The sequence below is a fragment of the Lysinibacillus sp. A4 genome, from assembly GCF_024919535.1.
Taxonomy (GTDB): Bacteria; Bacillota; Bacilli; order Bacillales_A; family Planococcaceae; genus Lysinibacillus; species Lysinibacillus capsici.
The window spans coordinates 226,028-247,190 of record NZ_JANWTB010000003.1 but is presented as its reverse complement, the minus strand read 5'-3'; the positions used below and the strand labels follow the sequence as shown (position 1 = coordinate 247,190).

The following is a 21,163-nucleotide window of genomic DNA, read 5'->3' as shown; positions in this document are numbered from 1 at the left end:
CTGCTCGTAATAAAGGAATCAGCGTTCCTTATGAATTAGTGTACCATGAAGCTTTTCTAACTTGCTGAAATTTTTGTATCCAAATGAAACATTGAACATATGATACGTAGAGAGGAAGGGAGGAAAAAATTGCGTATTCATATTGTTCAAAAGGGAGATACATTGTGGAAGATTGCGAAAGAGTACGGCATTTCGTTTGAAGATTTGAAGCGGCTCAATGTCCATCTTGCCAACCCAGATTATATTGTTCCAGGCATGGAAATTATATTGCCTGAAAAAATAAACAAAGAGCCGCATAGAGATTCACATAAAGAAATGCCGAAAAAGGAAACACAAGTGCATAAGGAGACACCAAAGGAAAGTCCTAAAAAAGAGGTACAGCGACCAATGCCACCACCACCGCCAATTGTACCGCCACCACCAGCTCCTATGCCAATGCCAGAACCACAAATGATACCGATACCAATACCGATGCCAATGCCAATGCAGATGCCACAACAGCCGATGTGGGTACCGCAGCCTGTGGAAATGAATTGGCACCAGCAATTGGTGATGCCACAAATGGAGCAAAATGTTACAACACCACCTGTACAAATACAGCCACCACCACCGCCAGCACCTACACCGCCACCACCGCCTGTAGCTAAACCAAAGCCAATGCCAATGCCACAACCAGCACCACATCCACCAATGCATATCATGCCACAAATGCCTGCCGTACCACATTGTTCAAGTTGCCATCAGCCAATCTATCATCAGATGTGGTGGCCGATGCCAATGCAGCCGCAGGTCGAGCATTATACGATGCCACAGCAGCCAATGTCCTATGACATGCCAGATCATAAAGTAGGTGGAATGGAAGACTTTTTAGAGTCCACATCACCATTCTTCCATACGCAAGATCACCAAAAGCCACAAATGGATATGATGCCCGATATGAATATGGGGCAATCCTGTGGTTGTGGCACACAACCAATGATGATGCCTGATATGAACATGGGTCAATCTTGTGGCTGTGGCACACAACCAATGATGATGCCAAATTGGCAAATGGACCCTTGTCATTGCCCGCCACCACCATGTCCGACACATTGTCCACCACCATGCCCATCAGCAGCAGGTCCTTGGATGTCTCCGCATTATTTCCCAGGCGGGATGACGCCTTATCGATGGTGAAAAAGCGTATATTGTAGAAGAAGTAAAGCCAAATATTTGGAAATATAAATATCGATCGAAAAATTATTTTGTCAAACGTGCAAAGCAAGTGGAAATTGCGGAGAAGGTAAGAACCATTCATCGCCAATTAGGACGTATGGAACCTTCTTTGATCCTACCATTAGTTCAGAGCGATGATGAGCAGTTAATTGTGCAAATGTGGCAAGAAGGAAGCCACGGGGCTAACTTTGCGCATAAAAAAGATCGTAATGAATCTCTTAGACTATTAATCGCTTTACATGACACACATAAAAAGATTGCTTGGCAGCGCGTGCCAGGCTTGCATACCTACTCACAGCTTTTAAAATGGCAAATGCGTCATATGCGTTTTAAAAGTAGAAGAAATGAGTTTCGAACATTTTTAACGAAAGAAGAAATTGATCAAATATTGCATTATAGTGATAAGTCATTACAATTGATTGCATTGGAAGATGCACCTGAAAAAGAGATTACGCTATTGCATGGGGATGTAGTTCATCATAATTTTTTATGGTGCTCCGATGGACAATTACGTTTAATTGATTTTGATTTAGCACACCTTGGTGAAGCGGATGATGAGTATATTTTATGGTTACATCGTGTGTTACCTGCTGTAGATTATGATCTTGGAAAGATTTTTGCAGAGTTACCTGAGCTGAAACGACTGGATAAAAGAAAGCTTCATCGCTTGAAATACCCGAATGAGTTATTACGAGAATGGCTGTTTGCTATAGATTTACCACTAGAGCAACAGCTAGTATTTTTAGATTATTTAGTACCATTTACAAAACGAGCCCTCACCTATTGGCCAAAACTGTGGTACGATATTGATAGATTTGTCAAGAAATGACCGTCAATTGGCGGTCATTTTTGTCTGCGAACGGAGTTTAGAGGCTACTTTTTGTCGAGCATTCGTTCGCTATATGCTATAATCGAAGACGATGATTGTGAGGGATTATAGATGTATGATTATTTAAAAGGACAAATTACTCGTATTACACCTGAATTTATTGTGCTGGAACAACAGGGGATTGGGTGGCAACTTAATACGCCTAATCCATTTGCTTTTCGAACATCTGCCCTTGAGCAACAGATATATGTTCATTTGCATGTACGAGAGGATGCGCAAGTTTTATATGGCTTCCCTAACCTAGATCAGCGTGAGTTATTCCGTAAGCTTATTTTAGTGTCAGGAATAGGACCAAAGGGCGCTTTAGCGATTTTAGCTACAGGTAATCCACAACAGGTTATTAGCGCAATTGAGCGGGAGGACGAAGCGTTTTTAGTGAAGTTCCCTGGAGTTGGTAAAAAAACAGCACGTCAAATGATCCTCGACTTGAAGGGCAAACTTGGTTCATTATTAGATACACTTGAATTACCTAGTGCAGAAGATGAATTACCTTTGTTTGGTGTACATGCCTATAAACACGAATTAGAAGAAGCCTTACTTGCCTTAATGGCTCTTGGCTATTCTGAAAAAGAGCTAGAAAAAATTAAACCACAGCTAGAGGATAACGATAAACTTGAAACGACAGATGCCTTTATGAAACAAGCATTGCAACTACTGCTAAAATTAAAATAAGGAAAGGAGGAAAGGTGCATGTCTGAACGTATGATGGCAAGTGAAGCAGGGAGCTATGATGAGCAGTTTGAGTTATCTTTACGTCCTCAAAAATTAGCACAGTATATTGGGCAACATAAAGTAAAGGAAAACTTACAAATATTCATTGAAGCGGCAAAGCTTCGCCAAGAAAGTTTAGATCATGTGTTGTTATATGGACCTCCAGGACTTGGTAAAACGACCTTAGCGGCTGTTATCGCAAATGAGATGAATGTTAACGTACGCATGACAAGTGGCCCTGCGATTGAGCGTCCAGGAGATTTGGCAGCTATTTTAAGTTCACTAGAGCCTGGGGACGTTTTATTTATTGATGAAATTCATCGACTGCCCCGTGCTATTGAAGAAGTATTATATCCAGCAATGGAAGACTTCTGCTTAGATATTGTGGTAGGAAAAGGTCCTGAAGCACGTTCTGTACGACTTGATTTACCTCCCTTTACCCTTGTAGGTGCAACAACAAGAGCGGGTGCTTTATCAGCTCCTCTAAGAGATCGCTTTGGTGTGTTGCTGCGCCTAGAATATTATGATGACCGATCGCTTGCAGAAATTGTTGTGAGAAGTGCACATTTATTTGAGGTAGAAATAGAGCAAGTAGCAGCAATGGAAATGGCGAGACGCTCACGTGGAACACCTCGAATTGCCAATCGTTTATTGAAACGAGTGCGAGATTATGCACAAGTGCTTGGAGATGGTATGATAACGGAGGGTCTTGCACAGCGAGCATTAGAGCTGTTACAAGTAGATCCTAGAGGGCTTGATCATATTGACCATAAACTTGTAACCAATATGATTGAGCGATTCCGAGGAGGACCAGTAGGCTTAGATACTCTTGCTGCATCAATTGGTGAGGAACGGGTTACGATAGAAGATGTATACGAGCCTTATTTGATGCAAATTGGCCTTATTCAACGTACCCCGAGAGGAAGAGTAGCCACACATTTAGCCTACGAACATTTTGGATATGAGTATCCCCAACAAACATAAAGAAGGAAGTTATTTTCATGCGTGTAGAAGATTTTGATTTTGAATTACCAGAGGAACTTATTGCCCAAACACCATTAGTGGATCGTACAGCCAGTCGATTAATGGTCGTGACACCGGGCTCAAATAAAGTGGAGCACCACCATTTTGCCCATGTATTAGACGAGCTACATGCTGGAGACTGTCTTGTACTAAATGATACAAGAGTTTTACCTGCTCGTTTAATGGGTGTAAAAGAAGAAACAGGTGCACATATAGAAGTATTGCTACTGAAGCAAATGGCTGGTACAGATGAGTGGGAAACACTTGTAAAACCAGCAAAGCGTGTAAAGGTAGGAACAGTCATCACATTTGGTGACGGTTTATTAACAGCTACATGTACAGGTGAGCTTGAACATGGCGGACGTACATTTGAATTTCAGTATGATGGTATTTTTTATGAAATATTAGAGCAACTTGGTGAAATGCCATTACCTCCCTATATTCGTGAAAAACTAGAGGATAAGGATCGTTATCAAACCGTTTATGCCAAAGAGCGTGGTTCTGCCGCAGCGCCTACAGCTGGGCTGCATTTTACAGAGGCGCTATTAGCTCAAGTGAAGGCTAAAGGCGTAGAGGTTGTCTTTATTACGCTGCATGTCGGTCTTGGCACTTTCCGTCCCGTTAGTGTAGACTCGATTGAGAACCATGAAATGCATGCGGAATTCTATAGTGTTACAGAACAAGCAGCAGATACAATTAATCGCGTAAAGCGTAACGGTGGCAAGGTAGTAGCTGTTGGGACAACCTCTACTCGTACATTAGAGACAATTGGTTCTAAATATGAGGGAGAAGTGCGAGCAGAACAAGGTTGGACGTCTATTTTCATCTATCCAGGCTACAATTTTACGGTGGTGGATGGGTTAATCACAAACTTCCATTTACCAAAATCAACACTAGTCATGCTTGTTAGTACGCTAGCTACTCGTGAGACCATTTTAAGTGCTTATCAGCAAGCTGTAGAAGAAAGATATCGCTTCTTTAGTTTTGGTGATGCAATGTTTATACGTCCCAAAAAATAATAGTGGATAAAATCGGAGTACTGTTTTTACTTCAGATAAGAAAGGATTATTTATTTTATGACACAACCAGCAATTCGATATGAACTACTTCATACATGTAAACAAACAGGAGCACGTCTTGGCATCGTCCATACACCACACGGCTCCTTTGAAACACCAGCATTTATGCCTGTTGGCACACAAGCAACGGTGAAGACCATGTCACCAGAAGAATTAAAAGAGATGAATGCCGGTATTATTCTGTCCAATACGTACCATTTATGGCTTCGTCCAGGTAATGATATTGTCAAAGAAGCAGGCGGACTTCATAAATTTATGAACTGGGATCGTCCAATTTTAACGGATTCAGGTGGTTTCCAAGTATTTTCACTTAGTCAATTCCGGAAAATTGAGGAGGAAGGAGTTCATTTCCGTAATCACCTCAATGGAGATAAGTTATTTTTGAGCCCAGAAAAGGCAATGGAAATTCAAAATGATTTAGGCTCAGATATTATGATGGCCTTTGATGAATGTCCACCGTATCCTGCGACACATGACTATATGCTGAAATCAGTTGATCGAACAACTCGTTGGGCAAAACGCTGTAAGGAAGCACATCAGCGTCCAGAGGAGCAAGGTTTATTTGGCATTATTCAAGGTGGAGAGTACGAAGATTTACGCCGCCGCTCAGCAGAAGCGTTAGTAGAACTAGATTTCCCAGGCTATGCAATTGGTGGATTATCCGTTGGAGAACCGAAAGATGTGATGAACCGCGTTTTAGAATTTACTACGCCAATGATGCCTGAAAATAAACCTCGTTATTTAATGGGTGTTGGTTCACCCGATTCTTTAATTGATGGGGCAATTCGTGGTATTGATATGTTTGACTGTGTACTGCCAACACGTATTGCACGTAATGGAACACTGATGACATCAGAAGGACGTCTAGTAGTGAAAAATGCAAAATATGCACGTGACTTTGGGCCGATTGATCCGAACTGTGACTGTTATACATGTAAAAATTATTCTCGTGCCTATGTTCGTCACCTTATTCGCACGGAAGAAACGTTCGGTATTCGTTTAACATCCTATCATAATTTACACTTCCTATTAAAATTGATGGAGCAAGTACGTGAGGCAATTCGTCAAGATCGTCTTGGTGATTTCCGTGAAGAGTTCTTTGAAAAATACGGCTTTAATGGGCCAGATGCAAAAAACTTTTAAACTAGACGAATAGGATCATTACATGCGCTAAATTAAAAAAGGACATTAGGCATCCCCTAATGTCCATCATCAATAGCAATAGTTTTGCAAATCATTCAAAACTTTGTAAAAAGTGAATATTTCTAGCAAAATATTGTCAATCATAGAAAAAATATTAGTAATTGAGAAAATTTTTGGGCTTGTCCATCGCTTTTTAATGGTGGAATAGTCTATACTAAAAAAGTGAGATTTGGAAAGGGGGCAAGATGCTATTATGGATCAATTATTAGGATTAGCACCAATATTATTAATGTTCGTTGCAATGTGGTTTATCTTAATCCGTCCAGCTAAAAAAAGACAGCAGGAAACACAAAATATGCAAAGTAGTTTGCAACGTGGAGATAAAGTCATTACAATTGGTGGTTTACACGGTGTTATTGATGCAATTGAAGACACAGCAGTAACATTAAAAATTGCTGATAATGTACGAGTGAAATTTGACCGTCAAGCAATTGGACGAATTGTCAATGACAATCAGTAACAAAGAAGAAAAGGCTTACAATAGGCGATAGCTATATTGTAAGTCTTTTTTATCTAATATTGGATGGATATGTTTAAATGTTTTTTGCCGTTGTAGTTTTTAATTTATGAATAAATGCCTCACCAATATCATTGCCATTAATCGTTATTCTGCTTAACGTAAATAGGGAATCGCCTTTTTTCACATGTTTATTTTGTATGACAAAGGCCATCTTAAAGCCAGCTTCCTTGGCTAATTGGATGGTGGAGGGTGAATAAATCCCATAAGGATAGCTTATTGCTATTGGTTCATATCCTAACTTTTCTTTGATTATTTTTCTTGAATGAATAAAATCATTTCTTACCCTTTCCTCATATTCAACCTGACTCTCTAGTTGCCCATTTACAATACTAGGACCAAATACTGCGCCATTTAGTTTACCGTTTTTTGAAGGTAATTTATAATGTAAGTCCCAAGTATGACTCTGGATTGTAATATAATCCTTCATTTCCTTTAATTGATCCCAACTCATCTTTGCTGTTTCATTTGGATAGTGATTGTTCCCATTCATCTCTAGGATTCGGCTTGCAATCACAAAGATTTCTGCATGCATATCATATTTTTTCAATATCGGGTAAGCTTTTTCATAATTACTAAAATACCCATCGTCAAAAGTAATTAACACAGGCTTTTGAGGTAACGGCGCTTGGTCGTTTAAGTAATCATATAATTGCTGAGCAGAAATGGCCTGATAGCCTTCCATTTTAAGTAATTTCATTTGATTTTCGAAGCTTTTGGGTGAAATAACTGTAGTATTGTTTATATTGTCCTCTAAATGATGGTACATAAGAATAGGTATTTCCTGTTCCTGATACCCATAAATAGGATAAGGTCTAATAAGAAAAAGGATATAAACAAAAACGAAAACAATTATTTTTTTTGTCATGTCCTCACCTTGTTTGCATGTTTATTGTAATAAGCATATAAGCTCTATGTTAGTGTGTACGAACAAGTACGGACTATTCCTTGAAAACTGTATAAAAAACAATAAGTAAGGTCACCTTGATAGTATGGGGGTGTTTATATGGAAGAATATTACCATATTATTTTTAGAACTTGTTTTTTGTATGTGTTTATCATCATCGTTTTCCGTTTAATGGGTAAACGAGAAGTAGGTGAATTATCAGTCATCGATTTGGTCGTATTTGTATTAATTGCAGAAGTAGCAGCCTTTGCGCTAGACGATTATAAAAATCCTCTCTTTAATGCCATACTACCGATCATTATTTTGCTCTTTATTCAAATATTAAGTGCCTTTTTGTCATTAAAGTTCAAAAAAATACGTGACCTAGTGGATGGTGATCCTGCTTTATTAGTAAAAGACGGTGTTATTTTAGAGAGTGAGATGAGAAAACACCGCTATAATTTAGATGATTTATGTCAGCAATTACGAGAAAACGGAATTGCATCTGTGACAGATGTAGCCTTTGCGTATTTAGAGCCTTCAGGCAATCTTTCTGTCTATAAAAAAGATGAAAAAGCCTTTGTGTATCCATTGATTATCGACGGTGATATTCAAGAGAGACATTTATTTACCATGCATAAAGATGTGGATTGGCTAATGGGTGAGCTAGCAAAAAATAATATTACTGACAGTGAAACAGTATTTTTTTGTATTTGGGAAGACAATAAGCTGCATATCCAATTAAAGGAATCCTAGACTTTCTTTGCTAATTTTTTAATGTAACGGAAATCTGTAATACGCAACTGATTGGTAAATAATAAAAAGGTAAATAGCAAAAATAATGTCACACCACTACTTAAAATAAATGGTAGTGATAGTATTGGAATAAGGAAATACTGAGCGACGCAAACAGCAATAAAACAACTATAAGGCACGACAAACATTCTGAAGCCAGCACGCAGGTTTTTACGTTGTCTAACTGTTGCAATATGCAAGAATGACGTTAGTAATACACCAAAGCCAATAGCTACAACGGCTCCTTTTTCCTGGATTCCTGGTTGAGAGGCAAGTACAAACATCACGAAAAGTTTACCTAGTCCACCATAGATGGAGTTCATCATGGCAGCTCTTGCCTCACCAATTGCCTGTAAGATGGAGTGTAGAGGGCTTTGAATATAATAAAAATAAAAAATAGGAGCTAAAATTTTAACGTACCCGCGATTTTCTTCTAAATGAAAAAGCTTCATCGCTAATTCATCTCCATGCACAAAGAAATACGTAGCAGCAAAGCACCCCACTAGCGAAGACAATCTTAGGGACACCGATATTCGTTCCTGTAATAGAGGGGTGTGCTGACGAGCGACGGCATCACTAACAGCTGGAATGAGCACAATCGATAAGGCTGTTGATACAAAGGCGGGAAATAACAGTAATGGCACCAAAACACCTGAGATGACACCATATAAAATAGTGGCAGCAGAAGCGGTTAAACCGGCCACAGTTAAAGCTTTTAAAAAGATAATCGGCTCTAAAAACCAAGTGAAAGAACCAAAAAGTTTACTGCCTGCAGAGGGAAGGGCAATACGCAACATTGGTGATGCAGGATACCCTTCAATTTTAGTTTTTCGTGTCAGTAATTTCTTTTTGGACACGATATAGTGTAGCCATAAATACAAGAAGGCTACAACTTCAGCTAGCAGTGTAATGCCCATTGCGGCCGCAGCCGTGACAGCAGCATTATTGTAATTAGCCACATAGGGTAGCATTAATGTAATGAAACTAATACGTACAATTTGTTCGATCATTTGTGCCCATGCTGTCGGTGTTATCTTAGCAACACCTTGTAAATAGGCACGTAATAAGCCAGATCCAACTGATACTGGTACAGCAAAGAGTGCAATCCATAGTGTAAATGTTGTCTGTTCATTATGTAATAGAGTTGTTGAAATATATGGTATTGTTAGTGCAACGAGTGGCATAAAAATGATCATGCCAATGAATGACCAAAGAATGGCTGTACGCATGACACCAAAGATGTTCTCACGTTTATTTTTTGCTAGTAATTCAGCCACTATTTTAGCCACAGCGATAGGTAGTCCTAGTTGAATGAGTGAGATGAAGAAAATAAACGCTGGATAGACGGTCATATAAATACCGACAGCCTCTTCACCAGCAATCCGCATAAATTGCATTCTATAAAAGAAGCCAAAAAGTTTAGATAAAAAAATCACAAACATTAAAAATAATGTACCTCGTACAAAAGAACTCATGCCATCCGTCCCTTCTCAAGCCGCAAAAATTCATTTACACTATTTGTATGCAAGCATGTCTTACGTTACGACTTTGATTGGAGATGATTCAAAATGAGTATGCAATATGAGCAACTATTTGAAAAGATTCGTCCGGCAATTGATAGTAAGATAGCAGAGTTTCAGCATTATCAATATAATGCTATTACAGCTGAAGAACTCTGGCGCTACTGTATTGAAAAAAAATGGCGTAAAAAGAAAGTTGATCAACTGCGTATACATGAAGTCATTTCTACCATTTTTTCGGTATCACCATCTGATATCGTCTCATTTAATCAAGTAGAGTTTTTACAAAGTAATAATTGGTTTGGAGAAGTCAATACAGAAGAGTTACAATTACTGCTTGGTCCAGTCAGAACGTAATCAATGATGTGTCAAATTTTACAATAATTCAAAGAATCCTATACGTGTTGAATTGACACCAAGCGCAACCTGTTTCATAATAAGTGTGTTGCGCTTTTTTTATTTTGAATAAGTTCTTACTTACATAAGTCTTCTATGCTTTTATTGACATTTAGAAGGCTAGTACCTAATAATACTAAGATAAACTTGCGCGTTATGAACGATTGAAATAAGTATAGCAACCTTTTTGAAGCACAGGTAACACGATTCTAGATGAAAAGGAGGATTAAACGTTTCAAAAGGTATTGCTAGTTACTTGTTTGGCGTGTAAGGACAGCCCTTACACCAATTCGAGGAGGATTTATTGATGAAACTAAAAAGTCGTATAGTTGCATTCCTACTGATTATCGTGCTATTGGCAGCAGGTATTAGTACGACTGTAACCGGCGTCTTAAAGGACATCAAGCTTGGTCTTGACTTACAGGGCGGGTTTGAAGTGCTTTACGAGGTAAATGAATTAAAAGAAGGACAAAAAATTACACCAGAAATTGTCACAGCAACATCCACTGCACTTGGTGAACGTGTAAATACGATGGGGGTTAGTGAACCGAGTATTCAGGTTGAGGACAAAAATCGTATTCGTGTGCAATTAGCTGGTGTTGAAGATCAGGAATCGGCACGTAAGTTATTGTCTACTTCTGCGAATTTAACATTCCGTGATGTTGATGATAATTTATTATTAGATGGAGACGATTTGAAAGCTAACGGTGCTAAAGGCTCCTTTGACCAACAAAATCGTCCGATTGTATCCTTAACTTTAAAAGATGCGAAAAAATTTGCTGATATAACAAGTAAAATTGCAGCAAAACCCGCAGGTCAAAATTTACTGGTTGTATGGTTAGACTTTGAAGAGGGTGTCGATTCCTATAAAGCGGAATCACAAAAAGCAAAGCCTCGCTATGCATCTGCAGCAACAGTTAGTCAAACATTAAATACAACTGATGTTATGATTAGCGGTAATTTCTCTGTTGAAGAAACAAAAAATTTAGCAGATATTTTAAATGCTGGGGCATTGCCTGTAAAGCTAGATGAAATTTATTCAACTTCTGTTGGTGCTCAATTTGGTGATGCAGCACTGAAAAGTACTATTTTTGCTGGTATTGTCGGCGTAGTAGTTATTTTCTTATTTATGCTATTCTACTATCGTTTACCAGGCTTTATTTCCATCATTACACTGGTTGTGTTTACATTCCTAGTATTAGTGGTCTTTGACTGGATTAATGCGGTATTAACACTCCCAGGTATTGCGGCCATTGTCCTGGGTATAGGGATGGCAGTAGATGCCAATATTTTAGCGGCAGAACGTATACGTGAAGAGCTACGAGTGGGTTATTCCGCTAAACAAGCCTTCCAAATTGGTTCTAAACAATCTTTATCAGCCATTGTCGATGCGCAGTTGACAACTTTATTAGCTGCAGCAGTATTGTTCCAATGGGGAACAAGCTCTGTTAAAGGATTTGCTACAACATTAATTATTAGTATTTTATTGAGCTTCTTAACAGCAGTTTGGGGCTCACGTGTCCTATTAGGACTACTTGTAAACAGTGGCTATTTCAACAGTCCTGCATGGTTTGGTATTGCAAAATCTAAACAGCATAGTCTAGATGAAAATATTGGTACATTAGATTTATCAACGAAATTCGATCGATTTGACTTTGTTCACAACCGTAAGAAATTCTATACGTTCTCATTAGCCATTTTAGTGGCTGGTTTAGTGGTTCTTGGCATCTTCCGCCTTAACCTAGGTATCGATTTCTCAAGCGGTACTCGTGTCCAAATTGAATCGAATCAAACATTAACAAAAGAAGAAGTGTCCAAATATCTAGATAGCATTGATTTTTCATCAGAAGATATCATACTCTCTGGTGAGAAAAGTAATACAGCAGTCATTCGCTATAAAGATGACCTTACACAAGCAGAAATTTTAGAATTTAAAAAAGAAGCTGGCGAAAAATATGGTCATGAACCAGCTGTAAGTACTGTATCGCCTACAGTTGGTAAGGAACTTGTAAAAAATGCGATTAAGGCTTTATCTCTTGCAGCAATAGGGATTATCATTTATGTAGCAATTCGCTTTGAATGGCGCATGGGTATTGGTGCAATTGTTTCATTATTGCATGATGTATTCTTAATTGTTGCCGTCTTTAGCTTCATGCGTTTAGAAGTAGATATTACGTTTATTGCGGCTGTATTAACAATTGTTGGGTATTCCATCAACGATACGATCGTTACCTTTGACCGTATGCGGGAAAACTTAGATCGTTATGATACCATTAATGACCGTGAAGTATTGGCGAATATTGTGAATAAATCGCTACGCCAAACAATGGGTCGTTCGGTTAATACAGTATTAACTGTAATTATCGTTGTTGTAGCCCTATTAATTTTTGGTGCACCATCTATTCAAAACTTCTCTATCGCGTTATTGATTGGTTTGATTACAGGTATGTATTCTTCAATCTGTATCGCAGCTCAAATCTGGTATTCATTAAAAATTCGTGAAATGAAAAAATCAGATGGGAAGCTACGTAAAAAAGAGAAGAAACAATGGGGTACAGACGAGCCTACTGTATAATATAATGAGCAGAGAATGGAAAACATATGGTTTTCTATTCTCTGCTTTTTTCATGCAAAAAAACTGCTGCCTTTTATAAAAAGCAGCAGAATTTTCATATAGTTTTACAATTTAAATTGCTGGATTAAGCCTTGTAGCTGTTGCGCATTTTCACTTAATTCTTCTGCGACAGTATTTACCTGCTGCATGGTCGCAACTTGCTCGTCAACAGATTCTGCAATCATATGAGAATTCGTTGCTGATTCGTTAGAAACATTGGCAATTTCCGTGACAGAAGCTGCAACCTGCTCTGCACTAGCAGAGATTTCTTCTGATGTGGCAGAAATTTCTTCAATTTGCTCTGTGAATGCAGCAACAGCAGAGGTGATGGAATAGAAAGCATCTCCAGCCTCATGAATTTTGGCTACACCGTCCTTTACAGAAGCTAAACCATTATCTACTGATGCTGCTACATTTTGTGTATCGGTTAGAATTTCTTTTGTAATAGCAACGATTTGATTGGCAGATTGAGTCGATTCCTCAGCAAGCTTTCGTACCTCATCCGCTACGACTGCAAAGCCTTTCCCATGTTCTCCTGCTCTTGCTGCTTCAATAGCTGCATTTAGTGCCAGTAAATTTGTTTGTTCTGAAATTGCTGTAATCACTGTTGTAATTTGCCCAATTTCTTCTGATTGCTTACTTAGTTTTTGCGTTAATGTTGCAATATCAGAAGTTGCTAGTGCGATCATATTCATCTGTTCTTTTGCTGTTGCAATCGTTGCACCACCTGTATGGGCAAGCTGAGTCAGATTTTCTGCATTGTGATGAAGACTTTGAGTCGCCTCTGCAATGCGTTGGACACCTGATGCAGTTTCATCCATTGCCACAGCACTTTGCTGAGAGGCACTAGCAGAAGAAGTGATATGTGTTACATTATTTTGAATTCGTTGAGCAATATTATCGGACGTTGCAGTTACTTCTTCAGTGCTAGCAGAAAGCTCTTCTGAAACAGCCGATAAATGGGATGCACGATCTTGAATGTTAGTCATTAAACCAGCTAGATTTTGTTTTAATGTATTGACTGCATTGGCAAGTGTACCGATCTCATCTTTGGATTGATGGTCAAGCTCAGCAATTGTTAAATCACCTTGTGCTAATGTATCTGCTGCTCCAATAACCTTGCGTAGGGGCACGACAATGGAGGCTTTGACCATATGCATAAAATATAAACCAATAATAATACTTGCAAGGAGAAGGCTAATAGCAATGATAATAGCGCGTGAAACGGTTTGATTAACAGATTGGTCAACATTTTGAAGCTGTTCATCGTGATAAGCTAATAATTCAGTTGTTAACTTAAAAATGTCCTTATTGTATTTTGTAACATCATTATTGATGATTGAGAGTGCTAGATCCGTGTTGCCACTATTAAACGCTTGTAAAGCTTTCTGTGAATTTGACAGTAACTCTTTTTGCAATTCCGTGATTTGCTGCATAATATTTTTTGTATAATCTGATCGAACAATAGTAGAAAGTTCATGAACTGTTTCAGGTAACAACTTTTCATAGCGATCTAAATTGGCCTTAGCTGTTTCGTCCTTCTTATTTAAAATATAGGCGCGTAAAAATAAACCTTGAGAAGCAAGTTGTTGTTGGATTTTATCTGTTAATTGGATTTGCACCATCCGATGCTTTAATACTTCTTCTAAATCATTCTGAGTTGTTTTAAATTGAATAAATGATACGATGCTTGAGATAAAAAGTAAACATGTTAAGGAAATGAATCCTATATTTAATTTTTTGCGAACGGACATAAACTTCCTACTTTCTTTTATTATATGGAAAAAATTGATGTACTGAAATTACTATAACTTGATATATTTACATGGTCAATAGTCAAGGAATTTTCAATCGTAGGAAATCTTATTCTCCAATAAGTTTTTATAGAAGGATAATATACCTACTTTTGATTCCTCTGATAAAATAGGAATTTCAACTTTTTTCGTCAGAATTGATTGACAATAGGATTGGATTGGCATAGAATTAAGGCTAACTTTTTGTTCGGTCAAGGTAGAAGATCTCGGGAGCGAGGTCAGCCACAGAACAGATGAGCTGAGTTTAGATGAGAATAGCTGAGAAATTGTTGAATAAGAGTAGTAGCCTAAGTGTGTAATAAAGAGAGTCAGTGGCTGGTGTAAACTGATTTACAGCTTATGTGAATGGACTTATGAGAGTCGCTTATAAAAAAGCGAACGTGATTCCCCACGTTATAGGGGTGCTTTCAAGGTATGGTTTACCATAGCCATGATGTAAAGCACAAAAGTGAGAGCATATGCTCTAATATGAGGTGGCAACGCGGTCATAATCGTCCTCTGCAATTAGGAATAATCCTTTTTGCAGAGGGCTTTTTTATTTTCATTCAGCATTCGTCTAGACATTAGCTAAAGGAATCTTTGAAAAAGGAGCAAAAAAGCTATGCAAATAACGAGTTCAAGAACAAAAATGAAAACGATCAATGGCGATTCTTTAACACCTATTTTGATTTTTAGGCGTTTACAGGGAAAACATAAATTTTTATTGGAAAGTTCTGCCCAACACGAAGGAGCTGGAAGATTTTCCTTCATTGGTGCTAATCCACGAAAAACATATAAAGGTGTGGGCCAAGAAATCCAAGAGTTTTCCTATAAAACAGGAAAAACATACGTGCATCAAGGGGAACTTTTTGTTCTTCTTAAACGCCTCATGCCACGTATTTCCAATACGACGAAATTTCCATTTTCAGGTGGTGCCGTTGGATATATAGGCTTTGGCGGTACAACGATGTTCGTAGATAAAAAAATAGAACTGCCTGATGCTTATTTTCATGTCTATGAAACGATTATTGTCTTCGATCATCAAACAGATGAAGTGACATTGATTCATACAAATATAGATGCAGAAAAGCAGGAACCTGATTTGGAAGAATTGGCTCAACAAATAGTAAACGGGCATATCAGTAACGAAGCATCTTATCGTTATCAACCGCTTGATACTACAACAAACGAATCATTTGCAACGGTTTTACAGACAATGCAAGCCAACTTACATGATGACATAACAAGGGTAGTTTTGCCGAACCACAATGTAGCCAATTTTCAAGGTGATACGTTGGCTTTGTATCGACAGCTACGTAAAAAAAAGCCTGCAGCCTATATGTATTATATTGAATTTGAGGATCATGTTGTGTTAGGTACTTCTCCTGAAAGTCTAATCCGAGTAAAAGGTGAAAGCGTTATTGCGACTCCTACAGAGGGAACATATCCGCGAGGGGAAACAAAAAATGAAGAACTAGAAAATGAACGTAAATTATACAACCATGAAAGCATTAGGCAATCACATGCACTTCTTGTTAGGGCTATTCAGCAAGAATTACAGTCGGTTTGTTTCCGAGATTCTGTTCAGGTCATGGAGGCTATGCGTATCCAGCGGTCCAAAAAGGCACTGCACATGACGACTATGGTGGAAGGAAAGCTTTTACCAATGCTTCATGCCCTGGATGTTTTAGCAGCAACCATATCCCCACTTTCAGCAACGGAGCTTCCGTATGCAGCTGGTTATTTTGGTGCTCTCGGCTTTATTGGATTTAATGGTCATTTGGATTTTGCCTTAACAGGTCAATCTATTGTTGTTAAACAGGATACCATGCATTTGCAAGCAACAATAACTGTTACCAAATATACAAATGTGCAAAACGTTTTACATCAAGTGCAAGAGGAAGAACTGGCATTTTTACAGTTACTGGTGAACAATGGGGGGCAAAACTAATGGAACGATTACAAAGGAAAGTACTGCAGGGAACACATCTCATGTACGAAGAAATGCTACAGGCAGCGCAATGGTTATTTCAGGATGATACTCCTAAAGAAGAAATAGCAAGCTTTTTAACAGCTTTAGCTACGAAGGGAGAAACTGCACATGAAGTAGCCGCATTAGCAACTATTATGCGATCTTTTGCTCTTGATATAGCAGTAAAAGAAGGTGGCTATATGGATAATTGCGGTACAGGTGGAGATGGTCTTCATACTTTTAATATCAGTACAGCTTCTGCTTTCGTGTTAGCTGGGGCAGGTGTCAAAATTGCCAAGCATGGGAACCGTAAAATCTCTTCCTCCTCTGGTAGCTCAGATGTGCTAGAGGCACTAGGTATTCATACAGCTATTTCCATCCCACAAACAGCCCATTTGCTAGAGCGAGAGGGAATCGCTTTTATTTATGCACCGAATGTTCATCCGAAATTAAAGAGAATTGGTGAAGTTCGCCGTTCATTAGGAAAACCGACAATCTTTAATCTTGTTGGTCCTTTAACAAATCCGGTCCCATTATCCACACAATTTACAGGCATTAATCGACCGAATTTTGTTATGGAATATGCCTCAGTCTTACAAATGCTTGGACGTGAGCGGGCCATTGTCGTCTCAGGACCACAAGGCTTAGACGAGGCTTCATTAGCAGGTCAAAATACATTGGTTTTAGTAGATAAAGGAGATCTAATTCCCTTTTCCCTAACCGCAGAAGATGTCGGTCTTCAAATGGCCCCTTTAGAGGCCATCCGTGGTGGCAATGCAGATGAAAATGCGGTGATTATGCAAAAAATATTGGCTGGGGAACGGAGTCCTTATTTAGATACAGTCGTATTAAATGCTGGCATCGGCTTATTTGGCTATGGTCAAGCGGAAACCATCAAAGAGGGTGTAGCTATGGCAAAGGAAAGTATTTTTAGCGGGAGAGCACAACAAAAATTAGAGGCGGTTGTAACATATAGCATGCAAATTAAAGAAGTGGAGGTAGGGTAATGAATATACTCAATAAAATATTACTGCAAAAAAAGATTGAGGTAGGTGCTTTATTAGAGCAGCCAGATCCTTTAGCAAACTTTACAGAAACGCCACGTCGCTCGTTCATTGAATCATTGTGTCAAGCTCATACACTGCAAGTCATCGCGGAAATGAAGCGTGCTTCCCCTTCCAAAGGGTTAATAGCTGGCGGAGCAGACCCAGTTGCTCAAGCAAAAGTCTATGCACTAGCAGGAGCAGCAGCTATTTCGGTCTTAACAGACAAGGAATTTTTTAAAGGCTCCTTTGAAGATTTAGCAGCAGTTGCTGCTGCTGTAGATACCCCACTTCTTTGTAAGGATTTTATGATTGATCGAGTGCAGATTCGATTTGCCAAGGCGGCAGGTGCATCCATTATTTTATTAATTGTGGCAGCCTTAACAGACGATGCCTTACGTGATTTATATCGCTATGCAACGGGCTTAGGCCTAGAGGTTTTAGTGGAAGTACACGATTGTGAAGAGCTTGAACGCGCTCTTGCGGTAGATGCAAAGTTAATTGGCGTTAATAATCGTGATTTACGTACCTTTGAAGTAAGCCTAGAGCGTACCAGAGAAATTGCTAATGTGTTTCCATTTGATGAGAATCGAGTATTAATTAGTGAGAGCGGTATATGGACGCAGGACGATGCGAAGCTAGTAGCCTCGATGGGGGCTAGTGGTGTCCTGGTAGGTGAAGCTTTGATGAGGAGTGGAGATGCGGGGCAAGCACTACGAGATTTGCAAGTAAGTAAAGAGGGGGCATCGGTATGACAAAGGTCAAAATTTGTGGTCTACAGGAGCAAGAACATGTCAAAACAGCTGTTCATGCTGGTGCAGATGCTATAGGGTTTGTTTTTGCACCGAGTAAACGCCGTGTATCCATTGAGCAAGCCCAACAGTTAGCGAAGCATGTACCACAAGGTGTTTTAAAAATAGGTGTCTTTGTGAATCCAACGTCAGCCGAATTAAAGGAAGCAGTAGAGCGAGTGCCCTTAGATTATGTGCAATATCATGGGGAGGAAACGCCAGCATTTATTCAGGAGCAAGGTTATCCCGCTATAAAGGCATTATCGATACGAGAAAAAGAGGATGTTCAAGCGGCTGCTAGCTATCAGGTAGATTATTATTTATTTGACGCGCCTGGTACAGAGTTTAAAGGCGGGAGTGGTCACACTTTTGATTGGACACTCCTTGAGCAAGTAGGGATTCCCAAAGAAAAATTACTATTAGCGGGTGGTCTCAATGTAGACAATATTGAAGCGGCTATTACAGATGTAGGGCCTTTTATGGTGGATGTTTCGAGTGGTGTAGAAACAGATGGAAGCAAGGATTCTAGCAAAATACAAGCTTTTTTACAGGCAGTAAAGAGGGGGAGCAGATGATGGGAATATCAATAGCAAATAGTGTACCGACAAAAGAAGGGCGTTTTGGACAATTTGGTGGTCGGTTTGTGCCCGAAACATTAATGACAGCCTTGCTTGAATTAGAAGCTGCTTATGAGCAAGCATTACTAGACCCTGCATTTACAGAGGAGCTGTCCTATTATTTAGAAGACTATGTTGGCCGTGAAACACCGCTCTATTACGCAGAAAATTTAACGAAGGCGCTAGATGGAGCAAAGATTTATTTAAAGCGTGAAGATTTAAACCATACAGGTGCACATAAAATTAATAATGCGATTGGGCAAGCACTTCTAGCCAAACGTATGGGTAAAAAGAAAATCGTTGCTGAAACAGGAGCTGGGCAGCATGGTGTGGCAACAGCTACTGCATGTGCATTATTAAATCTAGAATGTGTTGTATTTATGGGAGCAGAAGATATAAAACGTCAGCAGTTAAATGTCTTTCGTATGGAGTTGCTTGGCACAAAGGTTCAATCGGTGGAAAGTGGTTCTAAAACATTAAAGGATGCTGTGAACGCTGCCCTACGTTACTGGGTGACAAATGTTGAGGATACCCACTATATTTTAGGCTCTGCCTTAGGTCCTCACCCATTCCCAAAAATTGTTCGGGACTTTCAGCGTGTCATTGGGGTAGAAACAAGAAGGCAAATCGTGCAAAAAGAGGGGCGTTTACCTGATGCAGTTGTTGCCTGTATTGGAGGTGGCAGTAACGCAATCGGTATGTTTCACCCATTCGTTGATGATGAATCAGTTGCCTTATACGGTGTTGAAGCAGCAGGAAGTGGTCTTGAAACTGGGAAGCATGCTGCGGCCATCGCAGGTGGACAATTAGGTGTATTACATGGCGCCTACATGTATTTATTACAGGATGAAAACGGCTTTGTCCAAGAAGCACATTCTATTTCAGCTGGGTTAGATTATCCAGGGAAAGGACCAGAGCATTGTTATTTACATGATATTGGTCGAGCTCAATTTGACTCCATCACAGATGCTGAAGCACTGGAGGCACTACAATTATTAAGCCGAACGGAAGGGATACTACCTGCACTTGAAAGTTCTCATGCCATTGCTTATACGGCAAAACTTGCAAAGACTATGGCGAAAGATCAGATCATTGTTGTGTGCTTATCTGGTCGAGGAGATAAAGATGTTCACACAGTTCGAGCAGCACTAGGGGGGGATGTAAAATGACAACTTTACAGCAAGCGATCGAACAGGCAAATGCTGCAGGTCATAAGGCTTTCATACCATATATCATGGCAGGTGACGGAGGGCTAGAGACCATTAAGCCAATTATCTTAAAACTGCAGCAATTAGAGGTAACGGCTATTGAAGTAGGAATTCCTTTTACAGATCCTGTTGCTGATGGTCCAACGATCGAACGAGCAGGAGAACGTGCTCTCATAGCTGGTGTGACATTAAGAAACGTGTTGCAAACACTCGCGTCATTTAAAGATGAAATAACAGTGCCTCTCGTAGTCATGACTTATTTCAATCCAGTATTAGCATATGGCTTAAAGTCTTTTGCACAAGCCTGTGTAGCTGGAGGAGTTAAGGGATTAATTGTACCAGATGTCCCTTTGGAAGAGAGCGAGTTGTTACGTGATGCATTAAATCCATATGGCATTGATGTGGTACAGCTTATCTCATTGACAAGCCCTCCAGAGCGTATAGCACGCATCGCAGCAGCTAGTCAGGGCTTTGTTTATGCAGTGACCGTTAATGGGATCACAGGAGCAAGATCACGTTTTGCCGATAATTTAGAACAGCATTTTGCCAGCTTACGTCAAGCAAGTCCAATCCCTGTGCTTGCAGGCTTTGGTATTTCAACACCTGAGCAAGTGAAAAAGATGGGGGCTTTGGGAGATGGTGTAATTGTCGGTAGTGCCATTGTGACGGCATTGCATCAAGGAGATTTGGCAATGGTGGAAGCATTAGTAGCCGCCTCGAAAGGTATGTTAGAAAAGTCTACTCTTTAGAAGAGTAGGCTTTTTTTGATGAAGTGCTTTAATTGGCGGAAAGAAATGGAAAAGTGACGGATAGAAATTAAAAACCAATGGATAAAACTATCAATCTAACGGATAGTGCGCAACCAATAGAAATTCGGTATAATAGCTTTCG

19 protein-coding genes and 1 other annotated feature are annotated in these 21,163 nt (G+C 39.4%); of the genes, 16 read left to right on the top strand and 3 right to left on the bottom strand.

What is annotated here, in order from left to right; genetic code table 11:
• Window positions 1-129 precede the first annotated feature (129 nt).
• From NY607_RS24250 to yajC, 7 genes are all read left to right on the top strand, one after another.
• A complete protein-coding gene (locus NY607_RS24250; RefSeq protein ID WP_048395169.1) occupies window positions 130-1,176 on the top strand; it encodes a LysM peptidoglycan-binding domain-containing protein in 1,047 nt (348 codons plus the stop codon).
• Complete coding sequence (locus NY607_RS06515; RefSeq protein ID WP_310794744.1) at window positions 1,166-2,044, top strand: phosphotransferase; 879 nt, start codon at window positions 1,166-1,168, stop codon at window positions 2,042-2,044. The genes NY607_RS24250 and NY607_RS06515 overlap by 11 nt, the downstream gene beginning before the upstream one ends.
• 111 nt (window positions 2,045-2,155) lie before the next feature.
• Window positions 2,156-2,776: a Holliday junction branch migration protein RuvA gene (gene ruvA, locus NY607_RS06510; RefSeq protein WP_048395174.1), complete on the top strand. Its 621-nt coding sequence runs from the start codon at window positions 2,156-2,158 to the stop codon at window positions 2,774-2,776.
• 18 nt (window positions 2,777-2,794) lie between these two features.
• Window positions 2,795-3,799 (top strand): Holliday junction branch migration DNA helicase RuvB, encoded by a 1,005-nt coding sequence (ruvB, locus tag NY607_RS06505; protein ID WP_131520491.1) that lies wholly within the window; start codon window positions 2,795-2,797, stop codon window positions 3,797-3,799.
• Between the two features lie 17 nt (window positions 3,800-3,816).
• Window positions 3,817-4,857, top strand: coding sequence for a tRNA preQ1(34) S-adenosylmethionine ribosyltransferase-isomerase QueA (queA, locus tag NY607_RS06500; protein ID WP_131520492.1), 1,041 nt, complete (start codon window positions 3,817-3,819; stop codon window positions 4,855-4,857).
• A gap of 57 nt (window positions 4,858-4,914) precedes the next feature.
• Window positions 4,915-6,060, top strand: coding sequence for a tRNA guanosine(34) transglycosylase Tgt (gene tgt / locus NY607_RS06495; RefSeq protein WP_016991901.1), 1,146 nt, complete (start codon window positions 4,915-4,917; stop codon window positions 6,058-6,060).
• 253 nt (window positions 6,061-6,313) lie between these two features.
• A complete protein-coding gene (gene yajC / locus NY607_RS06490; protein WP_004226696.1) occupies window positions 6,314-6,580 on the top strand; it encodes a preprotein translocase subunit YajC in 267 nt (88 codons plus the stop codon).
• Between the two features lie 73 nt (window positions 6,581-6,653).
• On the opposite strand, the gene NY607_RS06485 is transcribed toward yajC, so the two are convergent.
• The gene (locus tag NY607_RS06485; protein ID WP_131520493.1) at window positions 6,654-7,505 is read right to left on the bottom strand and encodes a polysaccharide deacetylase family protein; all 852 of its coding nucleotides are present in this window, start codon (window positions 7,503-7,505) and stop codon (window positions 6,654-6,656) included.
• A gap of 138 nt (window positions 7,506-7,643) precedes the next feature.
• Here NY607_RS06485 and NY607_RS06480 point away from each other — a divergent pair, with 138 nt between their 5' ends.
• On the top strand, window positions 7,644-8,279 hold the full coding sequence (locus NY607_RS06480; RefSeq protein ID WP_066036504.1) for a DUF421 domain-containing protein: 636 nt from the start codon (window positions 7,644-7,646) through the stop codon (window positions 8,277-8,279).
• On the opposite strand, the gene NY607_RS06475 is transcribed toward NY607_RS06480, so the two are convergent.
• A complete protein-coding gene (locus NY607_RS06475; protein WP_048395180.1) occupies window positions 8,276-9,793 on the bottom strand; it encodes a putative polysaccharide biosynthesis protein in 1,518 nt (505 codons plus the stop codon). The two genes, NY607_RS06480 and NY607_RS06475, sit on opposite strands and share 4 nt — an antisense overlap.
• 93 nt (window positions 9,794-9,886) lie before the next feature.
• Here NY607_RS06475 and NY607_RS06470 point away from each other — a divergent pair, with 93 nt between their 5' ends.
• Both NY607_RS06470 and secDF read left to right on the top strand, forming a co-directional pair.
• The gene (locus NY607_RS06470) at window positions 9,887-10,195 is read left to right on the top strand and encodes a post-transcriptional regulator (protein WP_131520495.1); all 309 of its coding nucleotides are present in this window, start codon (window positions 9,887-9,889) and stop codon (window positions 10,193-10,195) included.
• 346 nt (window positions 10,196-10,541) lie between these two features.
• A complete protein-coding gene (gene secDF / locus NY607_RS06465) occupies window positions 10,542-12,809 on the top strand; it encodes a protein translocase subunit SecDF (RefSeq protein WP_131520496.1) in 2,268 nt (755 codons plus the stop codon).
• A gap of 104 nt (window positions 12,810-12,913) precedes the next feature.
• Here secDF and NY607_RS06460 read toward each other — a convergent pair whose 3' ends face one another.
• Entirely contained in the window at window positions 12,914-14,602 is a 1,689-nt protein-coding gene (locus NY607_RS06460) for a methyl-accepting chemotaxis protein (protein ID WP_131520497.1), read from the bottom strand.
• Between the two features lie 320 nt (window positions 14,603-14,922).
• Window positions 14,923-15,164 (top strand) — a binding site (T-box leader).
• A 99-nt stretch (window positions 15,165-15,263) separates the two neighbouring features.
• On the opposite strand from NY607_RS06460, the gene NY607_RS06455 reads away from it, so the two are divergent.
• From NY607_RS06455 to trpA, 6 genes are read left to right on the top strand one after another with little or no spacing between them, the layout of a single operon-like run.
• Window positions 15,264-16,592, top strand: coding sequence for a chorismate-binding protein (locus NY607_RS06455; RefSeq protein ID WP_131520498.1), 1,329 nt, complete (start codon window positions 15,264-15,266; stop codon window positions 16,590-16,592).
• Window positions 16,592-17,620 (top strand): anthranilate phosphoribosyltransferase, encoded by a 1,029-nt coding sequence (gene trpD, locus NY607_RS06450; protein ID WP_259419343.1) that lies wholly within the window; start codon window positions 16,592-16,594, stop codon window positions 17,618-17,620. Before NY607_RS06455 ends, trpD begins: the two co-directional genes overlap by 1 nt.
• Complete coding sequence (trpC, locus tag NY607_RS06445; RefSeq protein WP_259419342.1) at window positions 17,620-18,411, top strand: indole-3-glycerol phosphate synthase TrpC; 792 nt, start codon at window positions 17,620-17,622, stop codon at window positions 18,409-18,411. The genes trpD and trpC overlap by 1 nt, the downstream gene beginning before the upstream one ends.
• Window positions 18,408-19,022: a phosphoribosylanthranilate isomerase gene (locus NY607_RS06440; RefSeq protein WP_131520501.1), complete on the top strand. Its 615-nt coding sequence runs from the start codon at window positions 18,408-18,410 to the stop codon at window positions 19,020-19,022. The genes trpC and NY607_RS06440 overlap by 4 nt, the downstream gene beginning before the upstream one ends.
• On the top strand, window positions 19,022-20,233 hold the full coding sequence (gene trpB / locus NY607_RS06435; protein ID WP_004226717.1) for a tryptophan synthase subunit beta: 1,212 nt from the start codon (window positions 19,022-19,024) through the stop codon (window positions 20,231-20,233). The genes NY607_RS06440 and trpB overlap by 1 nt, the downstream gene beginning before the upstream one ends.
• Window positions 20,230-21,021, top strand: coding sequence for a tryptophan synthase subunit alpha (gene trpA, locus NY607_RS06430; protein ID WP_259419341.1), 792 nt, complete (start codon window positions 20,230-20,232; stop codon window positions 21,019-21,021). Before trpB ends, trpA begins: the two co-directional genes overlap by 4 nt.
• Window positions 21,022-21,163: the final 142 nt, after the last annotated feature.

Excerpts from the sequence above, each read along its gene's own strand:
- NY607_RS06485 (WP_131520493.1), bottom strand. The coding sequence starts at position 7,505 with ATGACAAAAAAAATAATTGTTTTCGTTTTTGTTTATATCCTTTTTCTT.
- tgt (WP_016991901.1), top strand. The coding sequence starts at position 4,915 with ATGACACAACCAGCAATTCGATATGAACTACTTCATACATGTAAACAA.
- secDF (WP_131520496.1), top strand. The coding sequence starts at position 10,542 with ATGAAACTAAAAAGTCGTATAGTTGCATTCCTACTGATTATCGTGCTA.
- ruvB (WP_131520491.1), top strand. The coding sequence starts at position 2,795 with ATGTCTGAACGTATGATGGCAAGTGAAGCAGGGAGCTATGATGAGCAG.
- trpB (WP_004226717.1), top strand. The coding sequence starts at position 19,022 with ATGGGAATATCAATAGCAAATAGTGTACCGACAAAAGAAGGGCGTTTT.
- ruvA (WP_048395174.1), top strand. The coding sequence starts at position 2,156 with ATGTATGATTATTTAAAAGGACAAATTACTCGTATTACACCTGAATTT.
- NY607_RS06470 (WP_131520495.1), top strand. The coding sequence starts at position 9,887 with ATGAGTATGCAATATGAGCAACTATTTGAAAAGATTCGTCCGGCAATT.
- NY607_RS06455 (WP_131520498.1), top strand. The coding sequence starts at position 15,264 with ATGCAAATAACGAGTTCAAGAACAAAAATGAAAACGATCAATGGCGAT.
- yajC (WP_004226696.1), top strand. The coding sequence starts at position 6,314 with ATGGATCAATTATTAGGATTAGCACCAATATTATTAATGTTCGTTGCA.
- trpA (WP_259419341.1), top strand. The coding sequence starts at position 20,230 with ATGACAACTTTACAGCAAGCGATCGAACAGGCAAATGCTGCAGGTCAT.
- NY607_RS06460 (WP_131520497.1), bottom strand. The coding sequence starts at position 14,602 with ATGTCCGTTCGCAAAAAATTAAATATAGGATTCATTTCCTTAACATGT.
- trpD (WP_259419343.1), top strand. The coding sequence starts at position 16,592 with ATGGAACGATTACAAAGGAAAGTACTGCAGGGAACACATCTCATGTAC.
- NY607_RS06480 (WP_066036504.1), top strand. The coding sequence starts at position 7,644 with ATGGAAGAATATTACCATATTATTTTTAGAACTTGTTTTTTGTATGTG.
- queA (WP_131520492.1), top strand. The coding sequence starts at position 3,817 with ATGCGTGTAGAAGATTTTGATTTTGAATTACCAGAGGAACTTATTGCC.
- NY607_RS06440 (WP_131520501.1), top strand. The coding sequence starts at position 18,408 with ATGACAAAGGTCAAAATTTGTGGTCTACAGGAGCAAGAACATGTCAAA.
- NY607_RS06475 (WP_048395180.1), bottom strand. The coding sequence starts at position 9,793 with ATGAGTTCTTTTGTACGAGGTACATTATTTTTAATGTTTGTGATTTTT.
- trpC (WP_259419342.1), top strand. The coding sequence starts at position 17,620 with ATGAATATACTCAATAAAATATTACTGCAAAAAAAGATTGAGGTAGGT.